This is a genomic window from Pseudorhodoplanes sp. (assembly GCF_050250235.1).
In the GTDB taxonomy this organism is placed as follows: domain Bacteria; phylum Pseudomonadota; class Alphaproteobacteria; order Rhizobiales; family Xanthobacteraceae; genus Pseudorhodoplanes.
The window spans coordinates 1-13,804 of sequence record NZ_JBFWPA010000055.1; the positions used below are offsets into that span (position 1 = coordinate 1).

The 13,804-nt window shown below is 64.3% G+C and carries 15 protein-coding genes; 8 read left to right on the forward strand and 7 right to left on the reverse strand.

Going from position 1 to position 13,804, the window contains the following annotated elements:
* Window positions 1–179: 179 nt before the first annotated feature.
* Window positions 180–1,154, reverse strand: a complete 975-nt coding sequence (locus AB7F49_RS21845) for an NADPH:quinone oxidoreductase family protein (RefSeq protein WP_428526239.1) — start codon at window positions 1,152–1,154, stop codon at window positions 180–182.
* Window positions 1,155–1,307: 153 nt separating this feature from the next.
* On the opposite strand from AB7F49_RS21845, the gene AB7F49_RS21850 reads away from it, so the two are divergent.
* The 4 genes from AB7F49_RS21850 (at window position 1,308) to AB7F49_RS21865 (ending at window position 4,451) form a co-directional block, all read left to right on the forward strand.
* A complete protein-coding gene (locus AB7F49_RS21850; RefSeq protein WP_428526241.1) occupies window positions 1,308–1,847 on the forward strand; it encodes an invasion associated locus B family protein in 540 nt (179 codons plus the stop codon).
* Between the two features lie 214 nt (window positions 1,848–2,061).
* Complete coding sequence (gene rlmN / locus AB7F49_RS21855) at window positions 2,062–3,282, forward strand: 23S rRNA (adenine(2503)-C(2))-methyltransferase RlmN (protein ID WP_428526243.1); 1,221 nt, start codon at window positions 2,062–2,064, stop codon at window positions 3,280–3,282.
* A 97-nt stretch (window positions 3,283–3,379) separates the two neighbouring features.
* Complete coding sequence (locus AB7F49_RS21860; protein WP_428526245.1) at window positions 3,380–3,829, forward strand: hypothetical protein; 450 nt, start codon at window positions 3,380–3,382, stop codon at window positions 3,827–3,829.
* A 4-nt stretch (window positions 3,830–3,833) separates the two neighbouring features.
* Window positions 3,834–4,451, forward strand: coding sequence for a hypothetical protein (locus AB7F49_RS21865; RefSeq protein ID WP_428526247.1), 618 nt, complete (start codon window positions 3,834–3,836; stop codon window positions 4,449–4,451).
* Between the two features lie 33 nt (window positions 4,452–4,484).
* Here AB7F49_RS21865 and AB7F49_RS21870 read toward each other — a convergent pair whose 3' ends face one another.
* Together AB7F49_RS21870 and AB7F49_RS21875 are read right to left on the reverse strand one after the other, a co-directional pair.
* Window positions 4,485–5,453 (reverse strand): Bug family tripartite tricarboxylate transporter substrate binding protein, encoded by a 969-nt coding sequence (locus AB7F49_RS21870; RefSeq protein ID WP_428526249.1) that lies wholly within the window; start codon window positions 5,451–5,453, stop codon window positions 4,485–4,487.
* A gap of 70 nt (window positions 5,454–5,523) precedes the next feature.
* Window positions 5,524–6,093: a TetR family transcriptional regulator gene (locus AB7F49_RS21875; protein ID WP_428526251.1), complete on the reverse strand. Its 570-nt coding sequence runs from the start codon at window positions 6,091–6,093 to the stop codon at window positions 5,524–5,526.
* Window positions 6,094–6,178: 85 nt separating this feature from the next.
* Here AB7F49_RS21875 and AB7F49_RS21880 point away from each other — a divergent pair, with 85 nt between their 5' ends.
* Window positions 6,179–7,432: an FAD-dependent oxidoreductase gene (locus tag AB7F49_RS21880; RefSeq protein WP_428526253.1), complete on the forward strand. Its 1,254-nt coding sequence runs from the start codon at window positions 6,179–6,181 to the stop codon at window positions 7,430–7,432.
* On the opposite strand, the gene AB7F49_RS21885 is transcribed toward AB7F49_RS21880, so the two are convergent.
* Together AB7F49_RS21885 and AB7F49_RS21890 are read right to left on the reverse strand one after the other, a co-directional pair.
* Window positions 7,353–7,994, reverse strand: coding sequence for a LysE family translocator (locus tag AB7F49_RS21885; protein ID WP_428526255.1), 642 nt, complete (start codon window positions 7,992–7,994; stop codon window positions 7,353–7,355). The two genes, AB7F49_RS21880 and AB7F49_RS21885, sit on opposite strands and share 80 nt — an antisense overlap.
* Window positions 7,995–8,138: 144 nt before the next feature.
* On the reverse strand, window positions 8,139–9,257 hold the full coding sequence (locus tag AB7F49_RS21890) for a Spy/CpxP family protein refolding chaperone (RefSeq protein ID WP_428526257.1): 1,119 nt from the start codon (window positions 9,255–9,257) through the stop codon (window positions 8,139–8,141).
* A 3-nt stretch (window positions 9,258–9,260) separates the two neighbouring features.
* Between AB7F49_RS21890 and AB7F49_RS21895 the strand changes: the two genes are divergently transcribed.
* Window positions 9,261–10,079, forward strand: coding sequence for a hypothetical protein (locus AB7F49_RS21895; protein ID WP_428526259.1), 819 nt, complete (start codon window positions 9,261–9,263; stop codon window positions 10,077–10,079).
* Window positions 10,080–10,201: 122 nt separating this feature from the next.
* On the opposite strand, the gene AB7F49_RS21900 is transcribed toward AB7F49_RS21895, so the two are convergent.
* Together AB7F49_RS21900 and AB7F49_RS21905 are read right to left on the reverse strand one after the other, a co-directional pair.
* On the reverse strand, window positions 10,202–11,377 hold the full coding sequence (locus tag AB7F49_RS21900) for an LLM class flavin-dependent oxidoreductase (protein WP_428526261.1): 1,176 nt from the start codon (window positions 11,375–11,377) through the stop codon (window positions 10,202–10,204).
* Window positions 11,378–11,460: 83 nt separating this feature from the next.
* Complete coding sequence (locus tag AB7F49_RS21905; RefSeq protein WP_428526263.1) at window positions 11,461–12,264, reverse strand: alpha/beta fold hydrolase; 804 nt, start codon at window positions 12,262–12,264, stop codon at window positions 11,461–11,463.
* A 167-nt stretch (window positions 12,265–12,431) separates the two neighbouring features.
* Between AB7F49_RS21905 and AB7F49_RS21910 the strand changes: the two genes are divergently transcribed.
* Both AB7F49_RS21910 and coaA read left to right on the forward strand, forming a co-directional pair.
* Window positions 12,432–12,800: a phosphoribosyl-ATP diphosphatase gene (locus tag AB7F49_RS21910; protein WP_428526265.1), complete on the forward strand. Its 369-nt coding sequence runs from the start codon at window positions 12,432–12,434 to the stop codon at window positions 12,798–12,800.
* A gap of 9 nt (window positions 12,801–12,809) precedes the next feature.
* The gene (coaA, locus tag AB7F49_RS21915) at window positions 12,810–13,763 is read left to right on the forward strand and encodes a type I pantothenate kinase (protein ID WP_428526315.1); all 954 of its coding nucleotides are present in this window, start codon (window positions 12,810–12,812) and stop codon (window positions 13,761–13,763) included.
* The last annotated feature ends 41 nt before the right edge of the window (window positions 13,764–13,804 follow it).

The window sequence follows — 13,804 nt, forward strand, 5'->3', positions numbered from 1 at the left end:
GGGATGTAACGCGCGGCTTGCTTTCTTCCCCACCCCTCTTGCGGGGGAGGTCGACGGCCGAAGGCCGTGGGGAGGGGGGTGAGCCGCAGCGACTGAGTCTGCCGTTTACCCCCCTCCCCAACCCTCCCCGCAAGGGGGGGAGGGAGCACACTGAGTGTGCGGCCACGCTTGATGCGAAATTACGGCTTCAAAATCGCCTTGCCCATGATCTTGCGAGCGGCGATGTCCTTCAGCGCCTGCGCGGTTTCACTGAGCGGATAGACCGCATGGACATGCGCGGACAATTTGCCGTCGGCGCACCAGCGCACCACCTGCGCCATGTTCGCTGCCTCATTGTCGGGCTCGCGCGCGACGAACGCGCCCCAATGCACGCCGACGATGTCGCAGCTCTTCAGCAGCACGAGATTGAGCGGGATTTTCGGTATTTCGCCTGCCGCAAACCCGATCACCAGATAGCGGCCCTCCCAGGCCATGGAACGCAAGGCAGGCTCGGCATATTTGTCGCCGACCGGATCGTAGACCACGTCGATGCCATGATTTCCGCCGAGCCGCTTCAGTTCGGCGCGCAGATCGCTGGAGCCGTAATTCACCGTCTCGTCAGCGCCATGCTTCTTCGCAAATTCGCATTTCTCGTCCGATGAGGCGCAGGCGATGACGCGCGCGCCCATCAGCTTTCCGATCTCGACCGCCGCAAGACCCGTGCCGCCGGCCGCGCCCAGCACGGCGAGGGTTTCGCCCGGCTGCAGCTTGCCGCGATCCTTCAGGGCGTGGATTGTGGTGCCGTAGGTCACCGAGAGGCCGGCCGCGCGCTCGAGGTCGAGCGCGTCAGGCAGCTTCACCAGCCGTGATGCTTTCTGGACATAATATTCGCGCGCTGCGCCGTATGCGGCATAACTCATGACGCGATCGCCGCCCTTGAAGCCAGTGACGCCAGGGCCGACCGCATGCACGGTTCCGGCGAACTCAGCCGCGGGCGAGAACGGGAAGTCCGGCTTGACCTGATATTTGCCGGCAATCAGCAGCGTGTCGAAGAAGTTGAGCGCCGCGGCCGCGACCTTCACCACGACTTCGCCCGCGCCGGCATCGGGTTCGGGAAGGTCGCGAAGTTCAAGTTCGTCGGGCGTGCCGTAGCGGCTGCAAATGACGGCTTTCATGTCCACAAAAGTTCCCTGCACCTGCGGCGAATGTGCGCACCGCACCAGCGAGATTCCCACACGCCATCACATCGCCGATTTTCACTTATTATTGCAAACCTTCGTTTGTGCTAACCTGTTGTCGGCCATTCCGAATCTGTCTGGGTTTCGAAGATGCGCGGTCTGAAAAAATTCCCTGTAATCAGCATGCTAGGCGCGGTCGCGCTGCTATCCGCAGGTGCTGCGAGCGATGTGGCGAAAGCACAATCGGCCGCGCAGCTATTGGCCGAGTTCGGCGACTGGGGTGCCTATACCGCCACCCCCGGGGGCAAGAAAGTCTGCTTTGCGCTCGCCAAGCCGGCGTCGTCGGAGACCAATCCGCCGAATCGCCCGCGCGATCAGGCCTGGCTGTTCGTCTCGACCCGGCCGGCGGAGAAGGTGCGGGAGGAGGTGTCGGTCATCTTCGGCTATCCGTTAAAGGCCAACAGCGACGCCTTGATCGAGATCGGTTCGACCAACTTCGCGATGTACACCCAGAATGACGGCGCCTGGGTGAAGAATGCCGCCGAGGAGGCGCGGCTTGTTGACGCCATGCGCAAGGGCGCCGAGGTGACCGTGAAGGGAGAATCCGGCCGCGGTACCAAAACGACGGATGTGTTTTCGCTGAAGGGCGTGTCGCAGGCGCTGGACCGCGCCGCGCAGGAATGCCGGTAGCAGCAGCGCAGCTCTTTCGATTTGGTCATTGCCGGGCTTGACCTTTCGTGTCCCGGACGCGGTGCAGTAGGTAGCAAAGCGAAGTGGTGCACCGCAGAGCCGGGACGCACTGTCACCGGCATGGGTCCCGGTTCTGCGGCGCACCGTTTCACGCTGCGCCGCGCCCGGGACGCGAGATTCGGCAAATCGCGGCCGCTCCCCTATATACCCGGCCATGACCGCCGCCCCCGCCATAGCCCCGCTCGAAAAGACCCCACTCGAAGTCTATGTCGCGCCCGACAAGCCCTCGCTGGTCGGCGCCTCGCGCGCGCAATTGGCCGACATGCTGGGCGGAATCGGTGTTCGCGAAAGCGAGCGCAGGATGCGCGCGCAGCAGATCTGGCACTGGCTTTATGTCCGCGGCGCGCGGGGTTTTTCGCAGATGTCTTCGATCTCGAAGGAGGTGCGCAGCGCACTGGAACAGCATTTCACGCTGGAGCGGCCGGAGGTGGTCACCGAGCAGGTGTCGGCCGACGGCACCCGGAAGTGGCTGTTGAAGCTCGCGGGCGAAACGCCGGGCGAGCGTCCGCATCTGATCGAGACCGTCTACATCCCGGAGAGCGACCGCGGCACGCTGTGTGTTTCGAGCCAGGTCGGCTGCACGCTGACCTGTTCGTTCTGCCACACCGGCACGCAGCGCCTCGTTCGCAATCTCACCGCCGGCGAGATCGTCGGCCAGATCATGGTGGCGCGAGACCGGCTTGGAGATTTTCTCGGGTCAACCCGCGCGACCGGCCCCGGCCTTCCGACCGAAGGCGAGCGCTGCGTCTCCAACATCGTGATGATGGGGATGGGCGAGCCGCTGTACAATTTCGACAATGTACGCGACGCGCTGCTCGTGACCATGGACGGCGACGGGCTTTCGCTGTCGAAGCGGCGCATCACGCTGTCGACCTCGGGCGTCATTCCGAATATCGCGCGCACGGGTGCCGAGATCGGCTGTTCGCTGGCGATTTCGCTGCATGCGGTACGCGACGACCTGCGCAACGAACTGGTGCCGCTCAATCGCAAATTTCCCATCAGGGAATTGCTGCAGGCGTGCCGCGACTATCCCGGCGCCTCGAATGCGCGTCGCATCACCTTCGAATATGTGATGTTGAAGGGCGTCAACGATTCGCTCGCTGACGCAAAGGAACTGGTGCGTCTGCTGAAGGGCATCCCGGCCAAGATCAATCTGATCCCGTTCAATCCATGGCCCGGCAGCCGCTATGAATGCTCGGACTGGGGGCAGATCGAGAAATTCTCGGAAGTTGTATTCAACGCCGGGTATGCCTCGCCGGTGCGCACGCCGCGCGGCCGCGATATTCTGGCCGCCTGCGGCCAGCTCAAGAGCGAGACCGAGAAGCTGTCGGCCCGCGAGCGCATGGCGCTGCGCGCCATGGCAATGACGGATTGATGCTTCCGCCGGCTTTACCTCCCCCCGCAAGCGGGGAGGGAGTCGACAGGCCGGCACCTGCGGCTCTAAACAGAACGAAGATTCGTGGGGCCACCGCATGTTCATCACCCGCTTCTTCGTCATCCTGTTTTCGCTGATCTTTGCGCTCCTCGCCGCCGGCATCGCGCTGGCGATCGGCGTCATGGCGCCGGAACTTGTCACCGTGAGTTCAGACCCGATCGAAAAATTCGCCTTTTTTGCGCTGGCGTTCTTCTCGACGAGCTTCGTCGGTGCGACCGCCTTCGTCCCGGCACTGATCCTGGTTGCGATCGCCGAGACTTTCGATATCCGCTCGATTTTCTATTACGCCATTGGCGGCGGGCTGATCGCCGCGATTGCGTGGTATATGTCAGATATCTCGATCCAGCTCGAAAATACGACAGACCTGTCGCCGGTCACCTACGGGCTGCAACTCGTGTCGGCATCCGGCATCATCGGCGGTTTCGTCTATTGGCTGCTTGCCGGTCGCAAGGCCGGCCGTTGGAAGAACCCCTACGCGGCAACGTGACCCGTTGGACACGCTCCTTGCAATCAAGCTTGCCTACACCGCCTTCATGGCGGTGCTGATCCCGGTCTATCTCCGTCAATACGGCCCGACCAACTTCCTGTATTTCTGCGACTTGGCGCTTCTGCTCACGCTGGCGGGGCTGTGGCTCGACAATCCGCTCTTGATTTCGATGTGCGCGGTCGGCCTGCTGCTGCCGCAGACGCTGTGGGTGATCGATTACATCTTCAATCTGTTCGGGCTGCACACCACCGGCCTGACCGACTACATGTTCGATCGCGAGCGCTCGCGGTTCCTGCGCGGGCTGTCGCTGTTCCACGGCTGGCTGCCGTTTCTTCTCGTCTATCTCGTCTGGGAGATGGGCTATGACAGCCGCGCGTTCCTCACGTGGACGATCGTGTCCTGCATCGTGCTGCCGGTATGTTATCTGTGGATGCCGAAGGCGCAGCCCGATCCGGGCATGACGCCGGTCAACATCAATCTGGTCTGGGGTTTCGACGATCGAAAGGCCCAGACGTGGATGTCGCCGCATGCGTGGTTCGCGCTCTTGTTCTTCGGCCTGCCGGTCGGCGTGTATTGGCCGACGCATCTGCTGCTGCAATTCTTCTTCAGGCCGGCGGGGTGAGGCGGCGCTGCCGCGTGATGAAGCTCGCCGATTTCAATTCGGCTTGATGCCGGCATCCTTCGCGACCTTGCCCCATTTGTCGATCTCGCCCTGGATATAGGCCGCGAATTCCTCCGGCGAGTTGCCGACCAGGATCGCGCCCTGCGGCGCGAGCTTGTTCTTAACGTCGTCGCTCTTCAAAGCCTCGACGGTGGCCTTGTGCAGCTTCGCGATCACCGCAGGCGGGGTCGCGGCGGGCGCCACCATGCCGTACCAGTTCTCGGCCTGGATCTGCGGCAGACCGACTTCGCCGGTGGTCGGCACATCCGGCAGCGACGGCACGCGCGCGGTGCTGCCGAGCGCGATCGGCTTGACCTTCCCGGCCTTGACCTGCGGCAGCAGCACCGGAATGTCGAGGAACACCATGTGCACCTGATTGCCGATGATGTCGTTCACCGCCGGCGCCGCGCCCTTGTAGGGCACATGCAAGATGTCGATTCCGGCCGCGCTCTTGAACAATTCGCCGGCGAGATGCGGCATCGAGCCGGGGCCGGTGGAGGCGAAGTTGAGCTGGCCGGGCTTTGACTTCGCCAGCGCCAGCAGTTCCTTCATCGAGGTGGCCGGTACATCGGTCGCGACCACGAGCAGTTCCGGCACCTTGGCAACGAGAGTGACCGGCTTCAGGTCCTTCAGCGTGTCGTAGGGCAGCTTCTGCTGCAGGCTCTTGGAGATCGCCAGCGCACCGGCGCTGGTGATGGCAATGGTGTGGCCGTCGGGTTCGGCCTTGGCAACCGCGTCGGTGCCGATCACGCCACCGGCGCCGCCGCGATTGTCGATTACCACCGGCTGACCGAGCAGTTCAGACATTTTCGGTGCAATCACCCGCGCGATGGTGTCGTTCGGCCCGCCCGCCGGGAACGGCACGATCAGCTTGATCGGCTTGGTCGGAAACTCCTGGGCGTGGGCGGGCAGGGCGAAGGCGACGAGACCGACGACCGCGACTGCGCGTGCGAGACAATTCAAGGCGACCTCCCGTTCTTTGCCCGAAGGCTATTGTCGCGCATCATGCAATGCGGCTGCGGGATTGGCGAGTCTATCCGGTGGCGTAGCGCTGCAGGGTCGGCCCGATCTGCGCAACGATGTCCTCTCGCGACATTGCGACCACCGGCGGAATCCGCAGCACGTAGCGGCACAGCGCGAGACCAAGAAGCTGACTCGCAACGAGGCCGGCCCGGCGTTCGGCGGTGTCGCGTTTGCCGACAGCGGCAATCGTTGCGCCGACCTGCGCGGCGAAGACCTCGCGGACTTTCTGTGCCGCGAAATCGTTGGACGCGGCCGAGCGCAGCATGATCGCCATGCCGTGACCGCCGGCATCCTCCCAGATCGTCAGGAAATGGCGGATCAGCGTTTCGCCGATTTTTGTCGTGTCGACTGAACGCAAGTCCGGCAGCGCGAGGTCAATCGCGGCGGCACGGGCGAACAATTCATCCTTGGTGCCGAAGTAGCGGATCACCATGGCCGGGTCGATCGATGCCTGCGCGGCGATGGTGCGGATCGTCGCAGCATCGTAGCCGCGCTCGGAAAAAACCTCCCGGGCGGCGTTGAGAATCGCCGCGCGCGTCCGGTCGGATTTGTTTGGTTTTGCTGAGGATTTTCGGGTCATTGCCAAAATATGCCAACGCTTGTTGACAAATGCAATCGCTCGCACGTATATAAGTCAACAAATGTTGACATTTTGGAGTGGAACGATGACCGAAACCACCGACGCCCTCATCATCGGAGCGGGTCCGACCGGCATGGCGCTGTCCATCGCGCTTCATCAGGCGGGTACCGACCATGTCCTGATCGACCGGCTTGATCAGGGACAGAACACCTCGCGAGCGGCGGTGATCCATGCGCAGACGCTGGAATCGCTGCACACGCTCGGCGTTGCCAAACAGCTCGAGGACCTTGGCCTGAAGCTGACAAGGTTCACGATTCGCGATCGCGACCGTGCACTGCTTCGCCTGCGGTTCGATGAATTGCCGTCACGCTACCGGCATCTCCTCATGCTGCCGCAGAATGTCGCCGAACAGGTGCTGGCCGATCGCCTCGCGGCGCTGGGCGGCGGCATCCGCCGTGGCGTGACCGCGACCGGAATAGTCCAGGACAAGGACGGCGTTCGCGTCACGGTCAACGAAGGCGGCATGGAGCGGATCATCGCCGCGCGCTATGTGGTCGGTGCCGACGGCATGCACAGCATTGTGCGCGACGCGACCGGAGTAGCGTTCGACGGTGCCGCCTATGCGGACTCTTTCGTACTTGCCGACATCCATATGGACTGGCCTCTCGGTCGGGGCGAGGTCTCGCTGTTCTTCTCTCCGGAAGGACTTGTCGTCGTTGCGCCATTGCCCGACGGCTCGTTCCGTATCGTCGCAACCATGGAGGACGCGCCCGAGCTTCCGTCGATTGCCGATATCCAGGCGCTGATCGACGCCAGGGGACCGCGGGGCACGAGAGCGGTGGCTCGCGACGTGGTGTGGAGTTCACGCTTCCGGGTGCATCATCGTCTCGCGCGATCTTACCGGCAGGGACGTCTGATCCTGATGGGCGATGCCGCGCATGTGCACAGCCCGGCCGGCGGACAGGGCATGAATACCGGCATGATCGACGCGATCGTGCTAGGGCAGCTGCTTGCCGATGTGGTCAAGGGGGCGCGCCCGGAAGAAGCGCTTGATCTTTACGGCGAGCTGCGTCGTCCGGCGGCCGAGGAGGTGCTGACGCTGTCCGGCCGCCTCACGGCGATGGCGACGATGCGCAATCCGCTCAGGCAGTTCGTGCGCAATCTCGCGCTGTCGGCGATCAACCTCGTTCCGTCGGCACGGCGGCGGATGGAGATGAATCTGTCCGGTCTGGCGCGTGCGTCGCTCGCAGTCCTGCCGGCTAGTTCGCCCGCGCAAACAGCAGCCGCGCCGCAAATGCGCCCATCAGCCCGGCGAACAGCCAGTCGAATCCACGCATGAGGCGAGGCGAGTTGCGCATCGTCGCCGCGAAGCGTTCGGCGCCGAGGATCATCGGTGCGCAGACCGGCGGGGTGAGCAATGCGTAGAGCAGGCCGAGCATCAGCAGCCGGACCGGTGCATCGGGATCCGACGCCGACACGAATTGCGGCAGGAAGGTCAGGAAGAACATCACGATCTTCGGATTGAGCAGGTTGACCCCGAACCCCATCGCAAAGGCACGATAGAGGCTGGTCCGGACCGGCGGCCCGCGCCTGAGCGACAGCGACGAGCCGTGCCGGATCGCCTGCACCGCGAGCCAGAGCAGATAGCCTGCGCCCGCGACCTTGATGACGGTGAAGGCGGTGGCGGAGGCGACAAGGAGCGCGGACAGGCCGAACGCGGCCAGCATCGAATGCACCAGCAGGCCCGCGGTCGCGCCCAGCATCGAGGCGAAGCCGCGGGCGCGTCCGCCATTGATGGTCTGGCCGAGGAACAGCGTCATGTCGGGACCGGGCGTGACGATGAGAACGAGCGAGGCCAGGACGAAGGCCGACAGAATTGCAGGCTCGGGCAAAACGCTCATGATCGGAAGGGTCCTGATGGCGTGAGCCCGCCATTTCGCACAAAGCGCGCCGAAATGAAAACCGCCGCGCAGCGTGCGCGGCGGTTGACGTGACGGCGCCGCACGCCAGCAGAAAAGGCGGCCGCGTTACGAAAGGAAAGTCCGTCAGCTCTTCATCTTGCTGAAATGCGCCTTCTGCTGATCGCTGAGCGCCGCGTAGAAATCCTCCAGCGCCGGCTGGATCACCCTTGCCGCCTCGATCATCGCCTCGATCCGGGTCTGGGTCGCGGACAGCCGTTCGCTCGGCGAGGCCGGCGGATCCTCCGGACAGGCTGCCTTCATGATGTCGATCGCCTTGAAGGTGGCGTCCTCCAGCGCATCGAGCAGGTCGAGCTGGTCGTCGGTCGGCGACACCGTCTCCTGAATCCTCGTGATCGGGAAATTGGCGAGACCGGGCTTGTCGCCACTGCAGGCACTGGCATCGGCGCCCAGGCGATCCTGCGCTTGCGACGTTGCGAGCTTCGGACCGATCGCCTCGAAGCGCCGCTGCTGGTCCGCCGACAGCGAGTCGTAGAAGCTCTCCAGCGCCGGCCGCACGATCTTGAGCGCTTCCAGCGTCGCTTCGAGCCGCTCCAGCATCGTCTGCAGACGCTCGACCGGATTGCGCGGCACGCTGCGCGGACAGGAATCGCGCATTGCGTCCGCGGCCTGCACCGCCGCATCGCGCAACGCGTCGAGCAGATCCTGCTGGTCGGAACTCAGATTGAGCGACGACTGGATGCGATCAAACGGCCACGCCGTGACGCCGCGTCCGGTTTCGCCGCAGGCGCCTTCTCCGGCGGTCGCCTCGGTGCGCCGTGCCGGCTCGTCCTGTGTCCGATCCCGCTGCGCCGCCTGACCTTGCGTACGGCCGGCAGCCGCTCCGGCTGCGGGCGCGGGGCTGGACGAAACCGGCTGATAGGCCGAGGCTTCCGCCACGTAGCTTGGCTCCTCCGCCCACCAGATGCCGTCGAACAGGTCGTCATAGGCGCTGGCCCAATACCCGCCGTAATAGCCGGCGGGCCAGAACGTGTAATTGAACAGGTCGACATAGGCGTAAGGCCAGAACACCGCGCCGCCGATGCCGAGGCCGATGCCCCACGGCACGAAAACGGCGCGCAGACCCCGCCGCCAGGCGCGGTCCGGTGCCCAGCGCGCGAAGCGCACGCGGGCAAAGTCGCGGTTACCGAAGCCGCGCCCGAAGCGGCCGCCCCGGGCGGCGTCGCGGGTGAACTTGTTCTTCATGCGGTGGTCGGCGCGGTCCTTGGCCCGCCGGACATCGGCGATCTTCCGGGCCTGATCGCGCTGCGCGCGATCTCTGGTGCGATCCTGCCGCGCCTTGTCCCGCTGTGCGCGTTCCTGAATCCTTTTCTGCTGGCGCTCACGCTGTTGCGTCTGGCGCTGGCGGTCGCGCTGTTGTGCGTCCTGTTTGCGCGCCTTCTGCTGCTGCTGGCGGTCCTGCCGCTTCTGCTGCTCGGTCCGTTGACGGTCCTGGCGCTCCTGCTGCTGGGCTTTGTGGCGGTCACGCTGCTGCTGCTGACGATCCTGCCGCTGCTGCTGCTGGGCCTTCTGGCGCTCGCGCTGCTGCTGCTGACGGTCGCGCAGCACGCGCTGCTGCTGCTGACGTTGCTGCTTTTGCGTGCGCTGCATCTGCTGACGCTGCTGCTGCTGGACACGCTGTTGCTTCTGCCGCTGCTGCTGCTGCACCCGCTGGTGCTGCTGACGCTGCTGCCGTTGCACGCGGTGCAATTGCTGGCGTTGCCCGCGGTGCTCCTGGCGCAGGACGCGCTGCTGCTGACGATGCTGGACACGCGGCTGCTGAATGCGGGGCTGCTGGATGTGACGGCCGCCGCCGCCACCGCCACGGCCAAAGCCACCGCCGCCGCGGCCGCCCCCGCCTCCACCGCCGCGGCCATCCCTGCGCGCGCTGACATTTTGCTGCGCGCTGAAATCGGTCGGGCCATCGGCGGCGGCTCCGGACGGTGCGGCAATGGCCGGTCGGGTTCCAGCGAACGATGGGAGGGAGAGAAACGCAATCGCGACGATTGCAACACCTGTCAGCCGTGAGATCGAGGCCATGATCAACGTCCCGGTAAGCGGTTTTGGCCAATGCACACGACCTCACCGGCGGCGGACTTGACCTTGGTCAAAAAGCCGCAAGAAAGAATGCCATTTTGTGAATATGAAAATCAGGCGGTCGCCGCTTTCGCGGGCGTGCGATCCGGCTTGCCGCGGAAGTGCGGTATTACCTCGCTCGCGAACAGCTCGGTGCTCTTGGTCACGAGGTCATGCGGCAGCGTGCCGAACTGCATGGTGGGGAGCAGATAGCCGAAGCCGATCTGCGCCTGATATTGTTCGAGCTTCTCGCGCAGCGTTGCCGGGCTGCCGCACAAAAAGATCGCTTTCTCCATCAGGTCGTCGATGGTCTGCACGCCGCCCGAGAGCGTGCGCTTGGCCGCGATCACGCCCTGCATCGAAGCGAGCGAGAGATAGCCGGGCGGCAGCAGCATCTCCTGTGGCATGCGCAGCAGCTTGTTGAAGAAGAACTCGATATGGGGCTTGGCTTCGCGCCGCGCGATCTCGTCGGTCTCCGCGCAATAGGTCGGGATCGCCCAGCCGACATTCTCAGGGCCGGCCTGCCAGCCCTGCTTCTCCGCGCTGTCGCGATACATCTGCATGTAGCGGGCGAGCGCCTGCACCGGCGAGAAGGTCTGCAGATAGGTGTATTTGCGCGACGGATGCGTCGCCCATTCGATGGTTTCGCGCGAGCCCTGCGAGGGAATCCAGACCGGCGGATGCGGCTGCTGATAGGGCCGCGGCCACACATTCACGTAGTTGAAGTGATAATACTTGCCCTCGAAGGCGAACGGGCCGGGTTTCGTCCAGCCCTGGATGATGAGGTCGTGCGCCTCATGGAAGCGCTCGTGCGATTCCGCCGGGTTCGCGCCCCAGGCGTGATATTCAGCGCCGATGCCGCGCACGAAACCCGCAACGAGGCGCCCGCCGGTGATGGTGTCCAGCATCGCGAATTCTTCGGCAACGGTCAGCGGATTGTTCAGGAGCGGCAGCGCGCGGCCCAGCACCGCGATCTTGCAGTTTTTTGTGCGGCGGGCCAGCGCGCCGGCCATCACGCCGGGGATCGGCATCATGCCGTAGGCGTTGGAATGATGCTCGTTGACGCAGACGCCGTCGAAGCCCATGGCGTCGGCGTATTCGAGCTCGTCGAGATAGCGGTTGTAGAGCTGATGACCGATCTCCGGGTTGTAATAGGAGTTCGGCAGCGTCACCCAGGCGGAATTGTGATGCTTGTCGTAATCGGGATCGAGCGCCGCATAGGGCATGAGGTGGAAGAAGAAGAATTTCATCGCGCCTAACCTTGCTTTTCTTAGCCTGCGCTTCCCCGCTCCGGTCGTCCCCCGCGAAAGCGGGGACCCATATTCCAGAGCGGTTATGGGCCCCCGCCTGCGCGACCAACTTGGTTCTTCCCGATAAACCCGGTCATCAGGCTCGCCAATTCATCCGCCTTCTCGATCTGGAGCGTGTGGCCGGCATTCTTCACCACCTCCAGCCGCGCGCCGGGAATGAGCTTGCTGTAAGCTTCCCCATAAGGCAGCGGGAACACCTTGTCGTCGTCGCCCCACACGATCAGCGTCGGCACCGTGATCCGGTGCAGCCACTTGTAGAGATCCGGATTGTAGAGCCGCGGCTGCCAGCCGAGCTTCGCCGTTGCGAGCCGGTTCTTCATCTCGGTCATCAGTTCGTCGTCGCCCGGCGTCTGCGCCAGCATCGCTTCGGCAAATTTCGGATCGTGGAAGATGTTGCGGATGAAATCCTCGCGCGACCACATGAAGATGTCGCCCTTTGGCACGCCCTTGACGTGAATGCCGGCGGCGCAGATCAGCGTCAGCGTCTTGAGCGCGGACTGGTCGCGCACCGCGATTTCGGATGCGATCCAGCCGCCGAGGGAGACGCCGGCGAGATGGAGCCGCTCCAGCTTCAATGCCTCGATCAGGTCGAGATAGAAATAGGCGAGGTCGCCGACGTTATCGAGCCAGTCCGGGGTGTCGGAGCCGCCGAAGCCCGGATGTTCCGGGACGATCAGATCGAAGCGCTGCGACAGCGTCTCGAAGAACGGCAGCCAGGCCGACGCGCTGCGCGCGCCATGCAGGAACAGGAGCGGCTCGCCGGTCCCGCCGCGCATGATGCGGACCTTGCAGCCTGCGACGGTCTCGAAGCTTTCACGATACGGCAAGGGGCAACCTCCGGCAGCGTGTAGCGTTAGCGCGGCGGCGGTATTCCGCCAAGTGGTGGGCAGCACACGAGAATTGCGCTAATGAGGGGTGTCTTTGCGGCTCAATCCTGCGAAAGCGGAATCCGGCACCGGATAAGGCTGGGCTCCGCCGTCGCGGGGGCGAGCGGATGGAACGGGAGTGGTACGTGGCGCTGGAAATTCCCTTCACGCTGTCCGACCTCGCCGTGATCGTAAGCGAGCGCGCGACGGCGAGCGCCGAGGCGTCCTATACGCGCAAGCTGCTGGACCGAGGGGTCGAGCATTGCGCCAAGAAGCTGGGCGAGGAGGCGGTGGAGATGGCACTCGCGTCAGTGACCGAGGATCGCGAGCGCGTGATCGGAGAAGCCGCCGATCTACTGTATCATTTTCTGGTGGTGCTGCGGGCGCGCGGTATCGAACTTGCCGAGGTCGAGGCAGTGCTCAAGAAGCGCTCCGGTCAATCGGGCCTGGCCGAAAAGGCATCGCGTGTCCAGGACCGCCGTCCCCCGGACTTGTGATCGGCCATGATGGAACAGCGAACCGAACCCGAGGTCTCTCCCTACCGCGTCTTCAGCCGTACCGAATGGGCGGCGCTGCGCGCCGACACGCCGATGACGCTCGGTCCGGAGGAGGTCGCGACGCTGCGCTCCGTGCATGACCGCCTCGACATGAAGGAGGTCGAGGAAATCTATCTGCCGCTTTCGCGTCTCTTGTCGATGTATGTGGCCGCCTCGCAGCGTCTGTTCCGGGTGCAGCAAAGCTTTCTCGGCACGGAAGACTCAAAGGTGCCCTACATCGTGGGCGTTGCCGGGTCGGTCGCGGTCGGAAAGTCCACGACCGCGCGTGTGCTGCAGGCGCTGCTCGCGCGCTGGCCGAACACACCCAAGGTCGACCTCGTCACCACCGACGGCTTCCTCCTGCCGAACGCGGTGCTCGAACGCGAAGGACTGATGGAGAAGAAGGGCTTTCCGGAAAGCTACGACCTGCCGGAATTGCTGCGGTTCCTGTCCGGCATCAAGGCGGGACGACGGCCGATGCGCGCGCCGGTCTATTCGCACATCGTCTATGACGTGGTGCCGCATGAATGGATCGAGATCGATCGGCCGGACATCCTGATCGTCGAGGGATTGAATGTGCTGCAGACCGGCCGCCCTCCAAAAGATGGCAAGGCGGTGCCGTTCGTGTCCGACTTCTTCGATTTCTCGGTCTATATCGATGCTGCCGAGAATGTGCTGGAGCGCTGGTATGTCGAGCGCTTTCTGGCGCTGCGGCTGACCGCCTTCCGCGATCCGATGTCGTATTTCCACCGCTATTCGCGGCTGTCGGATTCGGAAGCCGTGACTACCGCCCAGGGCATCTGGAGCCGAATCAACCTCGTCAATCTGCGCGAGAATATCCTGCCAACGCGCCAGCGCGCCGACCTGATCCTCACCAAGAACGAGGGTCACCTGATTGACGAAGTGGCGCTGCGGCGGCTTTAGGGTCGCGTGTCCCGCGCACAGCAGCGTCCCGGACATCAGGG